This window comes from Bradyrhizobium sp. MI1.7 (assembly GCF_055811795.1).
Window position 1 is genome coordinate 302,482 of the sequence record NZ_JBVVPO010000001.1, and the last position, 19,586, is coordinate 322,067.

Below are 19,586 nucleotides of genomic sequence, written 5' to 3' on the forward strand. Positions count from 1 at the left end.
TGCCCGGCGGCTGCGGTTGACCCGCGGCTCGGCCACGTCTAAATTATAATCCGAATTATGATTATGATTTTAGCCGGATGCAAGCACGGATGCGGCCAAGCTCGGACGAACCCGATTTCGACCTTCCCGGCGTTGCCCCGTCGCGCCAGAAGCGCAGCCGCGAGACGACGCTGGCGCTGCTGCGCGCCGGCGCCGGCATGCTGCGCACGCGCAGCCTTGCGGAGCTGTCCATCGAGGCGCTCTGCACCGAGGTCGGCGCCACCGTCGGCGCCTTCTACAGCCGCTTCGAGAGCAAGGAGGCCTATTTCAACGCACTGATGGCGCTGGCTGCGCGCGACGGCGAACAGCGGCTGGGCGAAATCAGGCGGCCGTCACCGGATACGGACCTCGACAAGCTCTGCCACATCATCGTCAGCGGCATCATCGCCTGGATGCGCAACCACGAGGGCGTGCTGCGCGCCGCGCTTCAGCATGACGACACCCGTCCGGACAAATGGACGCCGTTCAAGGCCCTCGCGAAGGCAACGACTGGACGCGCGACCCCTCTCCTGCTCCCGGCCATGGACAAGGGACGCAAGGCCGCCAAGACCCGCACGATCGCCTTCGGCTTTCAGGTCGTGCTGGGCACGCTGGTGAACGCGATCCTCAACGATCCCGGGCCGCTGTCGCTTAGATCAAAAGAGATGGAGACGCGGCTGGCCGGTTGCCTGTTGCTGTTGCTCCAGGCGGAGATCAATCAGTCGACCCCGAGATAGGCCTTCTGCACCTGCGGGTCCTGTGCGAGCGCAGCGGCCGTGCCGGACAGCACGCTCTTGCCGACCTGGAGCACGGTCGCGAAGTCCGAGACTTCCAGCGCGAGCTCGATCGACTGCTCGGCGAGCAGGATGGTCAGGCCCTCGCGATGCAGGCGGCCGAAGGTTTCGTACATGGATTCGACCACCGCCGGCGCGAGGCCGAGCGACGGTTCATCCAGCATCAATAGCTTAGGATCGCTCATCAGCGCGCGGCCGACCGCGAGCATCTGCCGCTCGCCGCCGGACATGGTGCCGGCGCGCTGGTTGCGGCGTTCCTTCAGCCGCGGGAAGATCTCGTAGACGCGCTCAAGCAAATTGGTCTGGCGCGACTTGTCGTGCAGCGGCGTCGCGCCGAGCATGAGGTTGTTCTCGACGCTCTGCTGCACGAACAGGCGCCAGCCTTCCGGCGACAGCGCCAGCCCCTTGCGCACGATCGCAAAGGCCTTCTGGCCGGCGATGTCCTCGCCGCGAAAGCTGATCGATCCGGAATGCACGGGAATGAGACCCGCGATCGCGTTCAGCGTCGTGGTCTTGCCGCCGCCATTGGAGCCGAGCAGCGCGACGACGCTGCCCTCCGGCACCTCCAGCGAGACGTCGGAGACACCTATGAGGTCGCCATAGCGCACCTCGAGGTGCTCGATCCGAAGAAGCGCGCCGCTCATAGGTCCCGCCCGCCCATCAGCTCGACCGGCGTATGGCCGGCCGCGGCCTTCGCCGCGCGTTTGCCGAGATAGGCTTCGATCACCGCCGGGTTCGAGGTGACCTCGCGCGGCGAGCCGCGGGCGATCTCCTTGCCCTGGTGAAACACCATCACGCGGCTCGCGAGCGACATGATCACTTCCATGATGTGCTCGACGATGACGAGCGTGATGCCGGAACGGTGGATGTCGCGCACGAGATCGATGGCGAGCCTCACCTCGTGGGCGTTGAGCCCGGCCATGGCCTCGTCGAGCAGCAGCACCTTCGGCTCGGTCGCCAGTGCGCGGGCGATCTCCAGCCGCTTGCGGCCGGGTGTGCCCAGCGAGCGCGCCGGCGCATCCGCAAGCCTGCTCATGCCGACGCGCTCCAGCACCGCTCGCGCCCTGGTCTCGGCCCCGTGGCGATGCGAGGTGCGCAGGAAGGCGCCGATCATGACGTTCTCGAGCACCGTCATGCCTTCAAAGGTCTGCGGCACCTGGAAGGTGCGCGCAAGCCCGAGCCCGGCGCGCTGCTCCGGCGCGAAGTCGGTGATGTCGGTCCCCTCGAACAGCACGCGGCCCGAGGTGGTCTTGAGGTCGCCGGTGAGGCAATTGAAGAAGGTGGATTTGCCGGCGCCGTTCGGGCCGATCAGGCCGAGAATATCGCCCTGCTCCAGCGTGACGGACGCATCGTCCACCGCCTTGAAGCTGCCGAACGCCTTTGTGATCCCGCGCGCCTCAAGGAGCATGGCCGGCTCCCTTATCTGCGCCGGGCTTACGTCGTCCCATGAACAGGCTGAGCAGGCCGCCGGGCTGGAAGCGCGCGATCAGCACGATGATCGCGCCATACAGGACGAAGGTGAGGCCGGCCCCCTTGCCGCCAAGCCAGCTGTTGGAGATCTCCTCCAGCGGCACGAGGATCGCGGCTCCCACCAGCGGACCGAACAGCAACCCCGCCCCGCCCAGCGCCGCCATGATCAGGATTTTGACCGAGATCAGGATGCCGAGCCCGGACTCGGGATCGACGAAGCCGAACATCATCGCATAGAGCGCGCCGGCAACGCTCGTCAGCGCCGCGCTCAGCATGTAGGCGTAGAGCTTGGTCCGGCTCGCGGGTGCGCCCAGGGAACGTGCGGCCCTCTCGGAATCCTTGATCGCGCGCAGATAGAATCCCATGCGGCTGTTGGTCATCCACCAGGTGATGAACAGCGTGATCACGAGGACGACCAGGAAGAGGTAGTAGTACGGCAGCGACGACAGGAACGAGAGATCGAAGATGTTGCGGGGGACCGTTGGACCGGAAAGACCCACGGCCGCGCCGAGCCAGTCGGTGTTGGTGACGATCAGCCGCACGGTCTCGGCGACCGCGATCGTCGCCATGCTGAAATAGTGACCCGACAGCCGTAGCGTCGGCACGCCGATGATCGCAGCGAGCCCCACCGCCAGCACGATCCCGCCGGGGATGCCGAACAGCGGCGACAGCCCGAACTTGGCGTAGCTCCCCATCGCGGCATAAGCGCCGCAGCCGAAGAACACGACGTGGCCGACCGAGACCTGGCCGGCATAGCCGCCGACGATGTTCCAGGCCGACGCGGCGATGGCATAGAGCAGCACCAGTGCGCCCAGGCGCTGCTGGAACGGCGAGGACAGCAGCAACGGATAGGCAATCGCCAGTGCTGCGACGATCGAGAGCCAGATCAAGCGCCGCATTGCAGCTTTCTCATCAGAGCTTGCCCATCAGGCCTTGCGGCCGGAACCAGAGGAAGGACAGGAACAGGACATAGACGACGATGTCCTTGTAGACCGCACCGATCAGATAGCCGGAGAGCGACTCGATCACGCCGATCAACAGGCCCGCGACGAGCGCGCCTGGCACGCTGCCGAAGCCGCCAAGGGATACCGTGACGAAGGCGACGATGCCGAGCGTCTCGCCGACCGTCGGCACGATGTAGAAGAAGTTCGCGATTAGCGCGCCGGCAAGGCCGGTGGCGCCGGCCGCGATGGCCCAGGCGATCGCCTGCATCGTATCGGGCCTGATGCCCATGAGCTGAGCCGCGGTCTGATCCTCCGCCACCGCCAGCATTTTTGAACCAAGCGATGTGCGCGTCAGGAGCAGGTGAAGACCGAATGTCACCAGCAGCGCGACGACACCGGCAAGCAGCCGCGAGGCTTCGATGCGCAGGCCCGCAAACGCATAGGTGCCGCCGACGATATTCGACGGCATCGACAGGAAGTTGGCGCCGAACCACCAGAACACGGAATAGCGCAGCAGCAGCGCGAGCCCGAACGTGCCGAGGATCTGCGCCAGCATCGGCCCCTTCATGATGTCGCGGATCAGGGCGAAATAGACGACGACCCCGACGGTCGCGAGCACCAGTGTCGCCAGTGGGGCGCCGAGGATGGGCCCTCCCCCCATCAGGGTATAGACGACATAGGCGACGTACATGCCGAGCATGACGAAGTCGCCATGCGCGAAATTGACGATGTTCATCATGCCCCACACCAGCGTGAGGCCAGAGGAAAACAGGGCGTAGACGGCACCGAGCAGAAGCCCGCCGGCAATCACCTGCACGAGTACGAAGGACATGAGCTGCGTTGCTCTGATCAAAACATTCTGGGAAAGGCGGGACGCGCGGTCCCGCCTTCAGGCAATCTCACCAGCCCTTGTAGGGCAGTACCGGCGCCTTCTCGGCATTGGCCTTCGGCCATACCGCGACGTAGTTCTCGCCATCCTGGAGCTGGATGATGGCGCCGGAAGCCAGGATGTTCTGGCCCTTGTCGTCGAACTTCACGCCCTTGTAGCCGATCATGAGCTGCTCGGGCTTCAGGTCCGTCGCCTTCAGCGCGGCCTGGATCTTGGCAGGCTCGGTCGAGCCGGCGCGGTCGATGGCATCGGCCAGCACGAAGAAGCCCTGCATCTGCCGGGCGACCGTGTCGTCCATCTCCTCGCCGCTCTTCTTCTTGTACATGTCGGCGATGATGGCGGACGCCGAGCCCGGCGGTCCCACGACCCAGGACGAGCGGTTGAAGACGCCTTGCGAGATCTTGCCTACCGCCTTGGTGAAGGACGGATCGGAGTAGCCGGCATCGTCGGCCAGCAGCACGGCCGGCTTGTAGTCGAGCGACTGCATGGTCTTGGCGAACAGGATCGCATCCGACGTGTAGCTGATCATGATGACGACGTCGGGCTTCTTGTCCTTGAGCTGCAGCACCTGGCCCTGCAAATCGGTCGCATTGACGGGATAGGCGATGTCGAGCGCGATCGGCTGGCCCTTTTCCTTGAAGGCGCCGGCGATCGTGTTGGCGACCGAGGTGCCGTATTCGGTGTTGTCATGGACCACCGCGACGGCGTCGGTCTTGGCACCCTGCGCCTTGATGTCGGCGAGGAAGTCGACATAGATCTTGGCGAAATCGGTCGCGATCGGCGTGGTGCGGAAGAACCATTTGAAGCCGCGCTCGGTGAGATTGGCGGCGACCGATTCCGAGTTCAGGAAGGGAACGCCGTATTTCTCGGCGATCGCGCTCGAAGTCAGCGTGACGCCGGACTGGTAGGAGCCGAACACGGCCGCCACCTTCTCTTCCGTGATCAGGCGTAGCGCCTGGTTCTGGCCCGTCGCCGGGTTGCCCTGGTTGTCGGCGAACACAGCCTCGATCTTGGCGCCGCCGAGGCCGGCAAGGCCGGCGTTCTTCGCCAGCGGCAGATTGCCAAGCTCAGGATGAGCGTTGTTGATGATGTCCATGGCGACTTCGAGCGCCGCCTTGGCGTGCGCACCGATCGAGGCGGTGCCGCCGGACATCGGCATGATGACGCCGATCTTGATGACCTTGTCCTGGGCCTGCGCGCCGGAGCCCAGCGTAAGGAACATCGCGGCTGCGCAAAACAGCCCGGTGACGTGCTTGAAATTCATCAAATCAGACCTCCCAAAGGGTTTCCCCGACCAAGCTATTTTGGAAGCTGCAGGCTAAGCGCCCGCTTCCGTTTGTTTATGCCTGGTGGATCTAGGATGGCATGCCAGCCGGACACCGGCAAGACGAAACGGACTTGCGCAATGCTGCATGGGAGAGGCAGCGAATGCGCCGGCGCGGGCAGCGTTCAAATCCGGCGTCGTCCGGCGCGAACGCGGTAACCCGAACGGCGGACGTCATTGCCATCTGCAGGGGTGGGTTAACGCTGCGACTGCGCCAAGCGCGGTCCGCTGGCGTAACCCGGCCCCCGTCTGTTTCCGCGAACGCAGAGGCGGTGGCTGCCGCCAACCCACCCTGCAAAACGCCGTCAGCCGACGACGTCGCTCGCCCGCAACAGCGTCGTGAAGCCGCCATAGATCATGCGCTTGCCGTCGAAGGGCATGTCGGCGCCCTTGAACCGCTCATCAGCCATCACCTTCTTGTTGACGGCATCGCGGGTCTCCCGGTCACGGTAGACGATCCAGGAGAACACCACGACCTCGTCCTCCTTCGCGATCACCGCGCGCGGAAACGAGGTCAATTCGCCATAAGGCACGTCGTCGCCGATGCACTCGACGTAATCGAGCGCGCCATGTTCCATCCACACGGCGCAGGCCTTACGCGCCAGCACCTTGTAGGCCTCGATCTTGTCCTTCGGCACGGCCAGCACGAAACCATCGACATAAGGCATCACGGATCTCCTTGGGTTGCCTGCCCCGAGGACGAAGCGGCGCGGGACGATCCGACACGTCATGCCTCCCGCAAGGTGAGGCAAACTGTCGCGAGGATTTCGTGCGCTACTTCATATTTGAAGCTCGTGGCGCCGTGACATCATCCCGGACGTTTGCGCTCGAACATCGGCTACTTCAGATTGCATTGAGCAGAAGGCAGCTTTCATGAGCACCCGCCTGTCATTGCTTTGCGTCCACGGCGTCGGTCACGCGGAGATCGACGCCGAGTTTCGAAAGTCATGGTCCGAGGCGATCATACGCGCGGTCCAGTCCGTCGATCAGAGCCTCAACCCGGCCATCGACTTCCTCTCGTATGACGACCTGTTCGACAAGAGCCCGCCGAACCTCATCACCTATGGCATCGCGCTGGCAAAACTGCTCGCGAGCGCGACCGTCCACGGGGTCGGTGATCTGCTCGCGGGCACACGCAGCCTCGAAGATGTACCAACCCTGATCAGATGGACCGCGGGCATGGTCGCCCAGTGGTCGGTGGATGAACAGCTGCAGGCCGCGCTGCGCGGCGCAGTCCTCGACAAGCTGAAGAGCGGCAACTACGACGTTGTCCTGGCTCACAGCCTCGGCTCGCTGATCTGCTACGACACGTTCGTGCGTAATCCCGGTGCGATCAGGGACAAGGTCTTCGTCACGTTCGGTTCGCAGATCGGCAATCCCGCGGTGCGCGACATCTTCGCAGGCCGCATTCAGGACCTTCCCTGCCGGAAATGGTACCATCTGTTCAACCGGGAAGATCGCGTTCTCACCTATCCGCTCGAGATCGCCGCAGACAATTTTCAACAGGTGCTGACACCGTTCGATGTCCCCAACGATCTCCTGAATCACAACGCGACCTGGTACCTGTCGCGCCCCGAGACCGTCGCCACCGTCTGGCACGACGTGGTCCCGGTGCCGACGTCCCGCTCCATCGTCAGCGCCGCGCGGGGGATTGCCCGCATTGACGCCCGGCCGACCCGCCGCGCCCTGCTGATCGGCATCAACGACTATCCCAAACCCGCGGACAGGCTCGAAGGATGCGTCAACGACGTATTCCTCATGAGCTCGGTGCTACAGGAGAGCGGCTTCAAGCCGGACGAAATACGCGTCGTGCTCAATGAGCGGGCGACGGCGCAGGGCATCATGGAAAGGCTTCACTGGCTGCTCGAGGGCGTCCGCGACGGCGACGAGCGCATGCTGTTCTACTCGGGCCATGGCGCCCAGATTCCCAGATACAGCCCGAGCGGCGCACCGGATAGCGTCGACGAGTGCCTCGTTCCCTATGATTTCGACTGGACGCCCGAGCACGCCATTCTCGACCGCCAGTTCAGCCAGCTCTACTCACAGCTTCCGTACGACTGCTATTTCGTCGCCATGCTCGACTGCTGCCATTCCGGCGGCATGACACGTGACGGTGGTCCGCGTATCCGCGGCCTGACGCCGCCCGACGATATCCGCCACCGGGCGCTGCGGTGGGAGGCAAGCGAAGGCATGTGGGTGCCGCGTGAGTTCCCTCCCCTGAACGAAAGTCTGAGCAAGAGCAAGAACGGCGCCGACTATCTCGGCGACAACGGCGCCACGCAGCGGCTCGGGCGCAGCATGGCGCTCCGCACCCAGCCCGACAAGGCATACAACAAGACGCGCGCCGAGCTCGGGCATCACGGTCCTTATCTGCCGATTCTCCTCGAGGCCTGCCAGGAGCAGGAGCTGTCCTATGAATATCGTGACGGCGTCACGTCGTATGGCGCCTATGCGCGCTTGCTGGAGGCGCTTGAGGCTCAGCTAGGCTCTGACAGGTCTGTGTTTGTATGCGTTCACAAGGACTACGAGCACTCTGCGGAGAGTTTCAAGCATCCCTTCAAGCGCGTCGGCTTCGGCCATTGGGGAGCCGTGGACGGCCGCAACGACTGGAAGGACTACGACACGGCCGTGCTATTCGGGTTGCCGTATCGCGACCTGATATGGCCCACCAACGTGTTCTTTGCGCTTCAGGGCGTACAGGACGATGCTTGGCTGAAGTCGCCTGCGTGGAACGGCTACACCAATGTTCGTCGCCTGATGCAACAGCGCCAAATGTCGGTAGAGATTATTCAGGCCATCAATCGCATCAGATGCCGCAAGGCCGTTGACGAGAACGGGGGCTGCGACCCAGCCGACGTCTTCATTGTGCTTCCTGCCGATAGCATGGGCGATGCCATCCTGACGGATATCAAGGCCGACATGCCTGATATTGATGTGGTGCCGTGGTCCTTCGAGATGGATGGGCCGAAAGTGCTGCGACCTCGTGGGGGAAGCGCGCATGCAGGACTGATCACGCTCATGCGGAATACTGAGCCCGGCGAAAGTGTCCCTATGACGGCTGTGCAGCGCGCTCTTGGGCTGAAGCCAAGAGGCATGGATAAGCTGAGGGCAGTCCTGCGTAACGCCTCTCACGCAACCTGCAAGGCTCTGCATGAGATTGGCGTGGAGTACGTGTCAGGCAGAGGGCGAGTAGCCAAAAGCTTCCTCGTGAAACACGAAGCCGCCTAAAGGCGGTTGGATCAGACTTGGCCGGTGAGGTCCCGCATGGGGCTTCATCGGTAATTTCGGTCTAACAATACCGATGCGATGAGCCATGCCTTTTGCGAATAACGTGCAGAGGCGCGGTAGAACCTATCAGGACAGAGAAAAGGCCCCATGGCGAAACCATAAGGCCCCTCCCTCCTTCGCGACCCTTCGGCGGCGAAGTGATGGTTGAATGGTGTTGATCAACGAGGTGATGCTGCCTTGCGCGGCTTGTTGACCTTCGGCGTCCTCCTGCCTGTGGTCCGCTGCTCCACGAAGGTCTGATGAACATCGCCAAAGGGTACCCCGAAGCGCTCTGCAATCTTCTCCAGCGACCCGCCGACTTGGTTGGCAAGCGTGTCCAGTTCCTGGCTGATCTTTGAGGCGGTTTGCATCAGCGCAAGCAAGGTTGCGAGGTCGGCTAGTTGCTGCGGGCTGGTGCTTTGAACCGAGGTGGGTGAGCTAGGTGGGTTCGGGTTTTGTGCCATTCGGTAAGCTCCTGATTTCGTTTGCGAAATGGGCTTTCCGATATTCTGGCTGGGGAACCTGGATTCGAACCAAGACAAACAGAGTCAGAGTCTGTTGTGCTACCGTTACACCATTCCCCACCGAAGTGCTTGATATCACAAGACTTTCTTCGGAAGCTTTGCAAGCCGCAGCAAAAGTTTTGCAAATCAGCGGCGCGCTGGCGCTCATATAGCCGCGCCGGCGTTCGCGGTCTAGCCCCTCTGTAAGCATCGCAGCTTGTTCTCGCTGCGTTCGCGCCGTAGCGGCATGTCCGCCCTCACCCGCGGCCGGCTCCGGCAATCAGCACCAGGAGACCTGGCACGCCTGCCTCGACGACGTCCACATGCCACGATCAACGGGCGCGCCGGCGTGCCGCTTCACGTCGATCAATGGGGATGGTCTGTCGGCTTCACCCAGGCATGATGCGCGCGCTCGACGCCGGCACGCCGCAGCCGGCGATCGCCCGCACGAAGCGCGAGCGGGTTTACAGCCTGATCCGCTGACTTAATCGCCCAAGACCACGGATCGCTTGCCATAGAATTCACCGACGCAATCATTCGGCAGCTGGCCCGGATTTTTGGTTAGCTCACCGTCCATCAGCATGGACGGCTTGACCGATCTCTTGGGGACGACAACATCCAGGTCCTTGGTCGTCCGAAGAAATTGATGCCTCTGGACAACTCTCGCTCCAGAAGGTCGCGAATTGCGACTCCTCGGCGCGGACGTATCCCAGCGCGACGCTATCGAGGAGCAAAAAAGAAAGGAGCCCGCAGGCCACCAGGGCCGTCATGCGAATATGGGCATGATGGCCCAGGGAGGGAAGGAAGCGGGCAGCCAGGGCGACGACGCAGCCCCCTCCGGCAAGAAGAAAAACCACCACCTCATTCCGCCCTCGCGTCGCGAGATCCTCCGCCGTCGCAAAATAGGCAATGACATAAGCGGTGTAGAGACCAGCGAGCACTGCCGCCACGAACCCGACGATCAAGACCAGCAGCCGCGCCGTCGGCCTCGGTTGCGAAGGCACCACGAAGACCGAAAACAACGCCACGAAACCGAGCCAGGCCCACGTCGCAGATTCGGTGTAATGCCGAACCAGCTCGAGCCACAGATAGTACAACCCCATCGAGAAAGAAGCGGCGATCTTCCCCCCTCCGGATATGCCGCCATCCGGACCGCATTCCCCGGTGACAAAAGCAGGATCGCAAGTCCGATGAAGGTCGCCGTCAGCATCACTGCATGGCCCGCCAGTTGCGGGCGAGGATGGTAGAACGCTCGATAAACGGCAGAACCGGCGACGAGGGCCACGATCCAAAATGGCGTGAACTCGTTGGCCAGAGCACCCAGGAAGCCGATTGCGGAGAGAACGACGATTTGGCCGGTCGAGAGCACGGTTTCGTTCGCTGCGGACCGCACCAGCTCAACGAGGATGATGATCACGAAGAGGGCGGGAACCATGTAGGACGCACTGCCCGAGATCCAGTAAAGCATCTCCCGCAGACTGATCGCCAGAACGAAGCTCGCCGCGCAGAGCATTGCACCCGCCAAAAATCTCTCTGGCCACGACAGGCCGGTCCACATTCGACCAGCCCAATAAACGCTGACTGCCAAGAAGATGGCCATGCCGCAAATGAGTATGACCGGATAGACGACCAAATAATCGACGCCTGTCACCTTGCTGACAACGGCGGGGGCGGCGATCGCCACAAGCGAGGTCAGTCGGCCCATCTGGTGCAAATAATAGGATTTGACCATTCCGACGAGACCCATGCTGTTGACGCGGTTCGTCACGCAATAATCGTCGGATTCAGGCATCGCATAGAGCGCGATGGATGCGAGCCAGAGCAGGATGAAGAGAGCGACAGAAGCGGCCACGATAGGCATCACGTCCGGCATGCGGCTTCCGAGGCGCACAGGAAATCCCCCAAAATCGACTGAACAAAGCGGCAGCAACGAGAGAGCGAACAGCCCCGAATGCAACCCTCGTTATGCAACGCGGCACAGAAGATCACAAGGTTCCGCGGGCAAACAATCGAAAGGCTAGTTCGAGCCGCAGACGCGGACCACGATCTCAGCCTTGCCGTTCGCGATCATCACCTGGCCGTATTCGTCCTGCGGCGGGCTCTCCTCGTAACGGAGCGGGATCGTGGTGATCGCTTCCTGCGCTTCGCCGCCCGGCTGCTGCGTGTTCACGTCGAGGATCAGGATCTTCGGATTGATACCTTGCGGCGAGCGCCTGGTCAGCCGGGCCTGCCAGCCATCGGTCGGTACCCTCACGTCGCCGACCATGACCAGCTTGGGCGGCGCGCCCGGCGCCCGGTCGATCCAGGCCTTGAAGGTGTTTCTCAGCAGGACAGTCATGACACGTCTCTCGGAAACCGCGGAGGACATCACGTTCCTGATGCTTCGGCAGCAGCCGACCCACTTTCCGATCGCAGGAACTTTCTTTCCGACCGACGGCTACAGCCGGATTTTCGAGTCACAAGGCAGGTTTCGCCTGCGGAGCGAAGGACGCCACGCGCACCGTGCGCGGGGCCTCGACAGCCACGTCCGCAGCGACGTGCCGGATCCCCTACCGAACGCGCAACGCGCAATGGGCTGGCACGTCGAGGCTGTCAGGCACAACTGGGTTGGAGAATTCTTCGAATGAGGGGCAAGGCCCGCGCTCAGCGGGGCTCGCGAGGAAGCCGAGCCGACAGCGACCCGTCCGTCATTTCCAGATAAGCGACCGCCCCCTACTCCAGCTTGATGTTCGCCGCTTCGATCACCTTCTTCCACCGCTCAGTCTCGGAAGCGATGTAGATCTTGAACGGCTCCGAATCCACCGCAACCGCGGCCGCGCCGAGCTCGGCCATCTTCTGCACCGTCTCCGGCTGCCGCATGAAGGCGCGGATCTCGCCCGACAGCTTTTCGACGATGGGCTTCGGCGTGGCCGCGGGAACGAAGAAGCCGTGCCAGGCCACCGCTTCGAAGCCCGGCAGGAATTCGGCGACGGCCGGGACTTCCGGATCGAAGGCGGCGCGCTTGGGCGTTGCAGTGGCGAGCATCGCGAGCTGGCCGGTCTTCACCTGTGGCAGCAGCAGCGGCACGTTGTCGAAGGCAAGATCGATCTGGCCGCTCAACAGATCCGTCAGCATCTGGCTGGAGCCCTTGTAGGGCACATGTACCATCTTGGTGCCGGTCATCTGTTGAAACAGTTCAGCGGCAAGATGCTGCGAGGTGCCGACGCCGGCCGAGCCGAACGAGACCTTGTCCGGGTTCGCCTTCAGATAGGCGATCAGCTCCGGCACGGTGCGCGCCTTGATCTTGTTCGGATTCACCACGAGCACATTCGGCACGACGCTGATCTGGGCGACCGGCACCAGGTCCCTGTCCGGCTGGTAGCTGAGCTTCGGACCGTAGAGCGTGGGGTTGATCGCGAGCGCGGAGGTGCTGGCAAGGCCGAGCGTGATGCCGTCAGGCGCCGATTTCGCCAGCCGCGTCACGCCGAGGATCGAGCCGGCACCGCCGACATTCTCGACCACGAACGGCTTGCCCAGCTTCACTTGCAGATGGTTCGACACCATGCGCGCGAAGATGTCGGCGGTACCGCCGGCGGCGAAGGGCACAATCACCGTCACCTGCTTGGACGGGTAGCCGTCCTGCGCCTTTGCCGGCGACGTCGCCAGCAGCACGGCTGACACAAGACCAAGCCACATCGATCTCATCGAAGTTTCCTCTACTGCTACTGTTTTGTTGATTGGGTGCCGCGCGCGGCGGAGGTGACTAGAACGCGACCTCGTACATGTTCAGGATCGCATCCCGGCCGAGGTCGCGCGGATTATTGTCGAGCAGGCGGCGAATGGCGTGCGCCTCGTCGGCCATGACGCCGAGATCGCCCTTGGGCACGCCGAGCGCGGACAGACGCATCTCGATGCCGAGGTTCTTGCAGAAATCGTAAGTGGCGTCGAATGCGAGCTTCGCATCGTTCTGCGCCGGCAGGCCGAGCGCCGCCAGCACCGCGACCGTCTTCGCCTCGACTGCCGGCATGTTGAAGGCCAGCGTATGCGGGAAGATCACGGCACAGGCGAGCCCATGCGCGACATGATGGCGCGTGCCGAGCGGATAAGCGACGGCATGCCCGGCGGTGGTGTTCACCGGTCCAAGGCAATAGCCGCCATAGAGCGAGGCCAGGGAGAGACCCGCGCGTGCCTCGCGATCTCCGCCGTCAGCGACCGCCCGCTTGAGATATTGCCCGACCAGCCGCGCGCCCTCGAGCGCATAAAGGTCGATCATCGGATGCGCCTTGCGGCTGGTGTAGGCCTCGACGCAATGCGCCAGCGCATCGACGCCGGTGGCTGCAGTGACCTCCTTCGGAACGGTCATTGTGAGATCAGGATCGACGATGGCGATATCGGCGAGCATGAAGCGGCTCTGCACCGCCTGCTTGTTCTGGCTGACGGGATCGGTGACGAGCGCGCGGGTACCCACCTCGCTGCCGGTGCCCGACGTGGTCGGGATCTGCATCAGCGCGACGCTGCGGCCGGCGACTTTTTCTGGCCCAACGATATCGGCAAAGGCCACGTCACTGGTGCAGAGCACCGCGACCAGCTTGGCGAGATCCATCGCGCTGCCGCCGCCGAAGCCGACCACGAGATCAGGCTTGACGTCACGCGCCATCGCGACGGCCTTCTCGAGATTGGGCAGGTCCGGCTCGGGCTTCACGTCGCCGAACACTTTCACTGCCCCCGGCAGCGCCAGCGCATCGACGCGGCGCGCATTGAACGGATCGGAAATCACCAGCGGCCGCCTGGCGCCGATCCGCTCGGCGAAACGCGCAGCAGCCGTGATGGTGCCGTTGCCGAATTCCAGGATGGTGGGACGTTGGATTTCGATGGGCGTGAAGGCGTTGGTCATCGTGCGCCAGATCTCATGACTTGGAGGCGGAGACGCCAGCGGAGAGCCGCTCGGCATAGTCGATGGCCTCGATCAGGCTGTGCTCGTTGGCAATGCCCTTGCCGGCAATGTCGAAGGCGGTGCCGTGATCGACGGAGGTGCGGATGATCGGCAGGCCCAGCGTGATGTTGACGCCGGAGAGCTCCTGCCAGCGCCCGGTCGCGGGATCGACCTGGAAGCCCAGCAGTTTGACCGGGATGTGCCCCTGGTCGTGATACATCGCGACTGCAGCATCGTACTGGCCGGCGCGCAGCTTGACGAAGATGGTGTCGCCGGGCACCGGGCCGACGACGTCGAGGCCATCGGCGACGGCCTTGGCAATCGTCGGTGCCGAAACGTCGATATCCTGCCGGCCGAACAGACCGCCCTCGCCCGCATGCGGATTGAGCGCGGCGATCGCAATCTTCGGCTTGTCGATACCGAGCCGCAGCAAAGCCTCGTTGGTGAGATCGATCACCATGCGCAGACGCTCCGGCGTCAGACGCTTCGGCACGTCTTCCAGCGCCACGTGGGTCGAGACATGGCTGACGCGCATGTTGCCGTGGGCGAGCAGCATCACCGATCCGCGGACGCCGGTGAGGTGCGCCAGCATCTCGGTATGGCCAGGGAAGTGATAGCCGGCCTTGTTGAGTGCTTCCTTGTTGAGCGGCGCGGTAACAATCGCGGAGGTCCGCCCGGCCTGGGTCAGGCGCACGCCCTGCTCGATCGCCTTGTAGGCAAAGCGGCCGCCATCGGCGCTCAAGACGCCGGGCTTGATCGGGGTGCCCTCGACATCGGCCTGGAGGAAACAGAGGTTCGGCCAGTCAGCATCGTCAGCACTCACCTCCGGAATCGCAACGGCAGCGCCGAGCGCGGCCCTGGCACCATCGAGCGCGGCGCCGCTGCCGATGATCAGGATGCGCAGATCGCCTGTCGCGATCCGGTCCTTCAGCCCGACGCAGGCCTTGACGATGATCTCCGGGCCGATCCCGGCCGGATCGCCCATGGTAATGGCAAGATGACGAGAGGTCATGTCGGGCTCCCCATATTCAGCAAATGATTGTCCCGGAGCAGATCGCGCCACAGCTCGCTGGTGCCGAACGCGCCGGATTTCGAGATGACGTCGACGCCGGCCCAACGGCCGCCTTGCAGCACCGAGCGCGGCAATCCCGGCACGATACGCCCCGTCACCTGGAGCGCATGCGCGCCGAGCGCAACGCATACGGCCTTCAAGGTCTCGCCGCCAGCAACGATCAGGGTTCCGGGCGGATTGAGCGCCGAAATCAGCGTCGTCAGCTCGCGCGCGATCCGCTGGGCGGCCTCGGCGCGCGAAAGGCCATCCGCGAGCGCGAATTTCACCAGCGCCACGCCATCGTCAGCCAGCTTGCGTTGAACGCCTGCGCCCCCCTCACCTTCGGCCAACGCGATGGTGGCTTCGCCACATGCTGCGAGCTGGGAGGCAGTAGCGGCCTGGTCGGAACCGAACAGCCCCAGCACCGGCCGCTTCAGCCGGCTCGGGGCATCGGCGCGATGGCCGCGGGCGAGCGCGCCGGCCAGCCCGCCGCTTCCGCACCAGAGCACGGGCCCCGGCATCTGCCGCGCCATTTCGACGACGCGATCGAGGTCGATGTCGCTCTCGGCATCGAACACCTGAACGCCACCTTGCGCGAGCGTGTCAGGGCCGCCCTGCCGCGCCTCGATACCTTCCAGTTTCAATTGATCCAGCAGGTTGTCGCCGACGCGATGCCAGTCACCCTGTACAGTGCGCGCGAATTGCTGGCCCTCGACGGTACGGCGTCCCCGATAGTCGAAGGCCGGTGCGACCACGCATGAAGCCCAAGGGCCGCCGCGCAGGCAGGCGCCGAGCTCGGCCGCCCAGGCACCGCGGAGCAGGCTGTCGACCTTCTTGTAGGCGATCGTCCCACCCTGAAGCTGCGGCGCCAGCCGTCCGACGATCTCGACGCTGTCGGCTTTCGACCGCTCGCGGGTGCCGCTGTCGATCGCGAGGCTTTGCGCGCCCGGAGCCGCGGGCGAATCCACCCAGGTGACGTCGAACGGTCCGCACAGGCCGACGAACTCCGCCGCGGTGTCGAGCGCGCCGGTGAGATCGTCGGCAAGCAGGCGCACGACCGTCATCGTCATGCTGCTCCCGCGCCAAAGATCTTGCCGGGGTTCATCAGGCCGTTCGGATCGAGCAAGCGCTTGATGCCGCGCATCAGCTCGATATCGAGCGGATCGGCGACACGGGCCAGCCGGACGCGATTGGTGATCCCGATGCCGTGCTCGGCACTGATCGCCCCGCCCTGCGCTGCGGTTTCATCGTCGACGATCTCATTGATTTGCGCCACCAGGGCGGCCGTCGTCACCGGCTCCTGACAATGCGCACGGTCGATCAGGGCGATCACGTGGATGTTGCCGTCGCCGATATGGCCATGCATCACCACGCGGGCATGCGGTACCGCGGCCACAATTCGCGCCTCGACATTGGTGACGAAGTCCGCCTGGCGCTCCAGCGGCACAACGCTGTCGTGCGAGACGACATAGCCGCTGCGCTTGTTGCCTTCGGACACGCTGTGCCTGACGGCCCAGATTGCCTTCGCCTGCGCGAGGTTGGAGGCCAGGGTGACGTCTTCGGCGATGCCGGCCTCCATCGCATCCGCCAGCGCCGTGGCGAGCGGCTCGTCGAGATCGACGCCCGCGAGCGCGTCGGTTAGCTCGACGATCAGATACCACGGCGTCGTCAGCTCGAACGGGATCGTGACGTGCGGCACGGTCTCCCTGATCACCTCGATCTGCGAGCGCGACATGATTTCGAGGCTGCCGAGCCGGTCGCCGACCATACCGCGCAGGCGCGCCATGATCTCGAGTGCCTGCGCGACACCCTGCAATTTCACCAGCGCCAGCGCCGAGCTGCGCGGCGGCGAGAACAGTTTCAGCACCGCCGCGGTGACGATGCCGAGCGTGCCTTCCGCCCCGATGAAGAGCTGCTTGAGCGCGTAACCCGTGTTGTCCTTGCGCAGCGCGCGCAGGCCGTTGAAGATACGCCCGTCGGGCAGCACGGCTTCGAGCCCGAGCACGAGATCGCGCGTCGGGCCGTAGCGCAGAACGGCCGTGCCGCCGGCATTGGTCGAGATGTTGCCGCCGATCTGGCAAGAACCCTCGGCACCCAGGCTCAAGGGAAAGTAGCGATCGACGCTACGCGCCGCGTTCTGGACCTCGGCGAGAATGCAGCCGGCCTCGACCGTGATCGTATTGGCGAGCGGACTGACGTCGCGCACGGCTCGCATGCGGTCGAGCCGGATCACGACATTGCCCGCGTGATCGTCCGGCGTCGCGGCTCCGCACATGCCGGTGTTGCCGCCTTGCGGCACGATCGCAAGGCGCCTGTCGGCGCAGTATTTGACGACGGAGGCGACCTCGGCGGTCGAACCGGGCTTCACCACCGCGACCGCGCGGCCGCGATAGCGCCCGCGCCAGTCCACCACATAAGGCTCCTGGTCGGCTCCGGACGCGATGACGTGCTTGTCGCCGACGATCGCGGCGAGCCCGGCCAATGCATCCTGGAATGAGTTGGACATCAGGTCGCCTCGTCGTCCGTACCGAGCTTAGGCGGAGGCTGCGAATGCCGCAGCATTCGCAAGCAACTCTCTCAACTGGTCCGGCGGCAAGGACTCCAGCGGCGGCCGCAGCCGCTGCCAACCGGCATGCTTGGTGCGATCAGCCGCAAGCGCCTTCAGCGAGGCCATCTGCGGAAATTGCGAGACCAGCTCGCGCGCCTTCACGATGCGCGCCTGCGCCGCCTTGAGCGCCGGATCGTCGTCGCTGTCGCCAAAGTGCTTGAAGACATAGGCAAGACTGCGCGCGACGACATTGGAGGTCGCGGTGATGCAGCCCGCGCCCCCCTTGCGCAGCAGCGGCAGCATCAATGGATCGGCGCCGCCGAGGACCGCGAAGCCCGGAAACCGTTCGACCATCGCCGTCATGTTGGCGAAGTCGCCGGACGAATCCTTGATGCCCGTGAACGTGGCCGGATAGGCCTTGCGCAGCCGCTCGATCAGCGCATGCGAGATCGGCTGCGCCGACATCTGCGGGTAGTGATAGAGGACGACTTTCAGACGCGCATCACCGATGCGCTGCACCACCTCGCTGTAGGAGGCGAAGATTCCGTCATCAGTGACGTTCTTGTAGTAGAACGGCGGCAGCATCACCACGGTGTCGACGCCGACCGAGAGTGCGTGGCGCGTCAGCGCGATGGTGTCGCTGAGCGCGGCAACGCCGGTGCCAGGCAAAAGCCGCCGCGGCGCGATGCCGGCAGCCACCACCGCCTCGAGCAGCGCCGTGCGTTCGGCCACCGAAAAGGAGTTCGCCTCACCCGTCGTGCCCAGCATCGCGATGCCGTCGCAGCCTTCGTCGAGCAGATAGCGACAATGGTCCACGAAGCGCGCATGATCGGGAGCAAGCTCGGCGTCGAGCGGCGTCAACGCGGCGGAGAACACGCCATGAGGGTGCAGCGATGATGTCGACAAAACTTCCTCCGATCGTCAGAACGATGTTGTTCGGAATGCGAACATTTGTTATTTGCTGGTGCAGTCGTAAAATCAGCTCGGCCCGACGTCAAGGGCATGGCTGTCATGGTGGGGCATTCGAGCATGGCCAAGGTCGCAGGGAAGGCCGCGAAGCGCGTATCGGAAACTAGCGCCAAAAATCCCAAGAATTATGTCGCCTCCGTCGGCAAGGCCTTTGCCGTGCTCAAGAGTTTCACCAGCGAAACCTTCGAGCTGACCCTGAGTGAGATTGCCGCACGGGCTGATCTCGATCGCGGGACGGCGTTCCGCCTGATCCAGACCCTGACCGAACTCGGCTATCTCCAGGCCGTTCCGCAAAGCCGCCGGTTCCGTCTCGGCGTCGCCTGTCTCGACCTCGGCTACACCGTGCTGTCGCGCGGCTCGTTGCGGCCGATCGTCGAGCCGCTGCTGCGCGACCTCGTCCCTGCTGTCGGCGATGCGGCCTCGCTCGGAATTCTCGATGGCGGCGACGTGGTCTATCTCGCGCGCGTCGGTGCCGGCCTCGACCGTCACAAGATGGACCGCCGGCCGGGCACGCGCATTCCCGCCTACAGCGCCGCGCTCGGCCATGTCATGCTGGCGCATCTGCCACGCGACCAGCAGATCGAGCGGCTCGAGTTGCGTCCTCGCGTCAAACTGTCGGAGCGAACGCTGACCGATCTCGATGCACTGCTCGCCCGGCTCGATCAGGTGAAGAAAAAAGGCCATGCCGTCTCCGACGGCGAGAATGCCTATGGCCTGCGCACGCTGGCAACGCCGATCTTCGACGCTCAGGGTTTTGTGATCGGCGGCCTGAGCGTCACGGTCGATGCGATGCGCATGGACATGGCGGCCTTCCGCGACCAGGCACTGCCGCGGCTGATGCAGGCGACGGCCCAAGTCCAGGATCTCGCGATCAAGTCGGGATTGACGAGCTGAGCG

Annotated in this window: 20 protein-coding genes and 1 tRNA gene; 4 read left to right on the forward strand and 17 right to left on the reverse strand. The window is 64.2% G+C overall.

What is annotated here, in order from left to right:
- Nucleotides 1-89 precede the first annotated feature (89 nt).
- Nucleotides 90-755: a TetR/AcrR family transcriptional regulator gene (locus AC0L3X_RS01465; RefSeq protein ID WP_063983865.1), complete on the forward strand. Its 666-nt coding sequence runs from the start codon at nucleotides 90-92 to the stop codon at nucleotides 753-755.
- On the opposite strand, the gene AC0L3X_RS01470 is transcribed toward AC0L3X_RS01465, so the two are convergent.
- The 6 genes from AC0L3X_RS01470 to AC0L3X_RS01495 all read right to left on the reverse strand — a co-directional run bounded on the left by AC0L3X_RS01470 (nucleotide 737) and on the right by AC0L3X_RS01495 (nucleotide 6,107).
- Nucleotides 737-1,456, reverse strand: a complete 720-nt coding sequence (locus tag AC0L3X_RS01470) for an ABC transporter ATP-binding protein (RefSeq protein WP_063983866.1) — start codon at nucleotides 1,454-1,456, stop codon at nucleotides 737-739. The two genes, AC0L3X_RS01465 and AC0L3X_RS01470, sit on opposite strands and share 19 nt — an antisense overlap.
- Nucleotides 1,453-2,220, reverse strand: coding sequence for an ABC transporter ATP-binding protein (locus AC0L3X_RS01475; protein ID WP_063983867.1), 768 nt, complete (start codon nucleotides 2,218-2,220; stop codon nucleotides 1,453-1,455). Before AC0L3X_RS01475 ends, AC0L3X_RS01470 begins: the two co-directional genes overlap by 4 nt.
- On the reverse strand, nucleotides 2,210-3,181 hold the full coding sequence (locus tag AC0L3X_RS01480; protein ID WP_063983868.1) for a branched-chain amino acid ABC transporter permease: 972 nt from the start codon (nucleotides 3,179-3,181) through the stop codon (nucleotides 2,210-2,212). Before AC0L3X_RS01480 ends, AC0L3X_RS01475 begins: the two co-directional genes overlap by 11 nt.
- Nucleotides 3,182-3,194: 13 nt before the next feature.
- Nucleotides 3,195-4,058 carry a branched-chain amino acid ABC transporter permease gene (locus tag AC0L3X_RS01485; RefSeq protein WP_063983869.1) on the reverse strand — a complete coding sequence of 288 codons (864 nt, stop codon included), beginning with the start codon at nucleotides 4,056-4,058 and terminating at the stop codon, nucleotides 3,195-3,197.
- Nucleotides 4,059-4,125: 67 nt separating this feature from the next.
- Nucleotides 4,126-5,379, reverse strand: coding sequence for an ABC transporter substrate-binding protein (locus AC0L3X_RS01490; protein ID WP_063983870.1), 1,254 nt, complete (start codon nucleotides 5,377-5,379; stop codon nucleotides 4,126-4,128).
- 365 nt (nucleotides 5,380-5,744) lie between these two features.
- Entirely contained in the window at nucleotides 5,745-6,107 is a 363-nt protein-coding gene (locus AC0L3X_RS01495; RefSeq protein ID WP_063983871.1) for a DUF1428 domain-containing protein, read from the reverse strand.
- Nucleotides 6,108-6,312: 205 nt separating this feature from the next.
- On the opposite strand from AC0L3X_RS01495, the gene AC0L3X_RS01500 reads away from it, so the two are divergent.
- A complete protein-coding gene (locus AC0L3X_RS01500; RefSeq protein ID WP_354101993.1) occupies nucleotides 6,313-8,667 on the forward strand; it encodes a caspase family protein in 2,355 nt (784 codons plus the stop codon).
- 218 nt (nucleotides 8,668-8,885) lie between these two features.
- Here AC0L3X_RS01500 and AC0L3X_RS01505 read toward each other — a convergent pair whose 3' ends face one another.
- The 5 genes from AC0L3X_RS01505 to AC0L3X_RS01525 form a co-directional block, all read right to left on the reverse strand.
- Nucleotides 8,886-9,170, reverse strand: a complete 285-nt coding sequence (locus AC0L3X_RS01505; protein ID WP_283018659.1) for a hypothetical protein — start codon at nucleotides 9,168-9,170, stop codon at nucleotides 8,886-8,888.
- Nucleotides 9,171-9,216: 46 nt separating this feature from the next.
- Nucleotides 9,217-9,290: transfer RNA gene (locus AC0L3X_RS01510), tRNA-Gln, on the reverse strand.
- A 485-nt stretch (nucleotides 9,291-9,775) separates the two neighbouring features.
- Nucleotides 9,776-10,174: a hypothetical protein gene (locus AC0L3X_RS01515; RefSeq protein WP_063983881.1), complete on the reverse strand. Its 399-nt coding sequence runs from the start codon at nucleotides 10,172-10,174 to the stop codon at nucleotides 9,776-9,778.
- Nucleotides 10,171-11,082: a DUF6056 family protein gene (locus AC0L3X_RS01520; protein WP_231144613.1), complete on the reverse strand. Its 912-nt coding sequence runs from the start codon at nucleotides 11,080-11,082 to the stop codon at nucleotides 10,171-10,173. The genes AC0L3X_RS01515 and AC0L3X_RS01520 overlap by 4 nt, the downstream gene beginning before the upstream one ends.
- Before the next feature lie 144 nt (nucleotides 11,083-11,226).
- Nucleotides 11,227-11,547 carry a hypothetical protein gene (locus AC0L3X_RS01525; protein WP_063983883.1) on the reverse strand — a complete coding sequence of 107 codons (321 nt, stop codon included), beginning with the start codon at nucleotides 11,545-11,547 and terminating at the stop codon, nucleotides 11,227-11,229.
- On the opposite strand from AC0L3X_RS01525, the gene AC0L3X_RS01530 reads away from it, so the two are divergent.
- Entirely contained in the window at nucleotides 11,546-11,836 is a 291-nt protein-coding gene (locus tag AC0L3X_RS01530) for a hypothetical protein (protein ID WP_063983884.1), read from the forward strand. The two genes, AC0L3X_RS01525 and AC0L3X_RS01530, sit on opposite strands and share 2 nt — an antisense overlap.
- A gap of 85 nt (nucleotides 11,837-11,921) precedes the next feature.
- On the opposite strand, the gene AC0L3X_RS01535 is transcribed toward AC0L3X_RS01530, so the two are convergent.
- The 6 genes from AC0L3X_RS01535 to AC0L3X_RS01560 are packed head-to-tail and all read right to left on the reverse strand — an operon-like array spanning nucleotide 11,922 to nucleotide 18,626.
- Nucleotides 11,922-12,893, reverse strand: coding sequence for a Bug family tripartite tricarboxylate transporter substrate binding protein (locus AC0L3X_RS01535; RefSeq protein WP_063983885.1), 972 nt, complete (start codon nucleotides 12,891-12,893; stop codon nucleotides 11,922-11,924).
- A 58-nt stretch (nucleotides 12,894-12,951) separates the two neighbouring features.
- A complete protein-coding gene (locus tag AC0L3X_RS01540; protein ID WP_231144611.1) occupies nucleotides 12,952-14,082 on the reverse strand; it encodes an iron-containing alcohol dehydrogenase in 1,131 nt (376 codons plus the stop codon).
- A gap of 13 nt (nucleotides 14,083-14,095) precedes the next feature.
- Nucleotides 14,096-15,133 carry a 4-hydroxythreonine-4-phosphate dehydrogenase PdxA gene (gene pdxA / locus AC0L3X_RS01545; RefSeq protein WP_231144609.1) on the reverse strand — a complete coding sequence of 346 codons (1,038 nt, stop codon included), beginning with the start codon at nucleotides 15,131-15,133 and terminating at the stop codon, nucleotides 14,096-14,098.
- Nucleotides 15,130-16,236: a four-carbon acid sugar kinase family protein gene (locus tag AC0L3X_RS01550; RefSeq protein WP_473316241.1), complete on the reverse strand. Its 1,107-nt coding sequence runs from the start codon at nucleotides 16,234-16,236 to the stop codon at nucleotides 15,130-15,132. Before AC0L3X_RS01550 ends, pdxA begins: the two co-directional genes overlap by 4 nt.
- 2 nt (nucleotides 16,237-16,238) lie before the next feature.
- Nucleotides 16,239-17,678: an FAD-binding oxidoreductase gene (locus tag AC0L3X_RS01555; RefSeq protein WP_063983888.1), complete on the reverse strand. Its 1,440-nt coding sequence runs from the start codon at nucleotides 17,676-17,678 to the stop codon at nucleotides 16,239-16,241.
- Between the two features lie 27 nt (nucleotides 17,679-17,705).
- On the reverse strand, nucleotides 17,706-18,626 hold the full coding sequence (locus AC0L3X_RS01560; protein ID WP_063983889.1) for a dihydrodipicolinate synthase family protein: 921 nt from the start codon (nucleotides 18,624-18,626) through the stop codon (nucleotides 17,706-17,708).
- A 123-nt stretch (nucleotides 18,627-18,749) separates the two neighbouring features.
- On the opposite strand from AC0L3X_RS01560, the gene AC0L3X_RS01565 reads away from it, so the two are divergent.
- Nucleotides 18,750-19,583, forward strand: a complete 834-nt coding sequence (locus AC0L3X_RS01565) for an IclR family transcriptional regulator (RefSeq protein ID WP_063986442.1) — start codon at nucleotides 18,750-18,752, stop codon at nucleotides 19,581-19,583.
- Nucleotides 19,584-19,586: the final 3 nt, after the last annotated feature.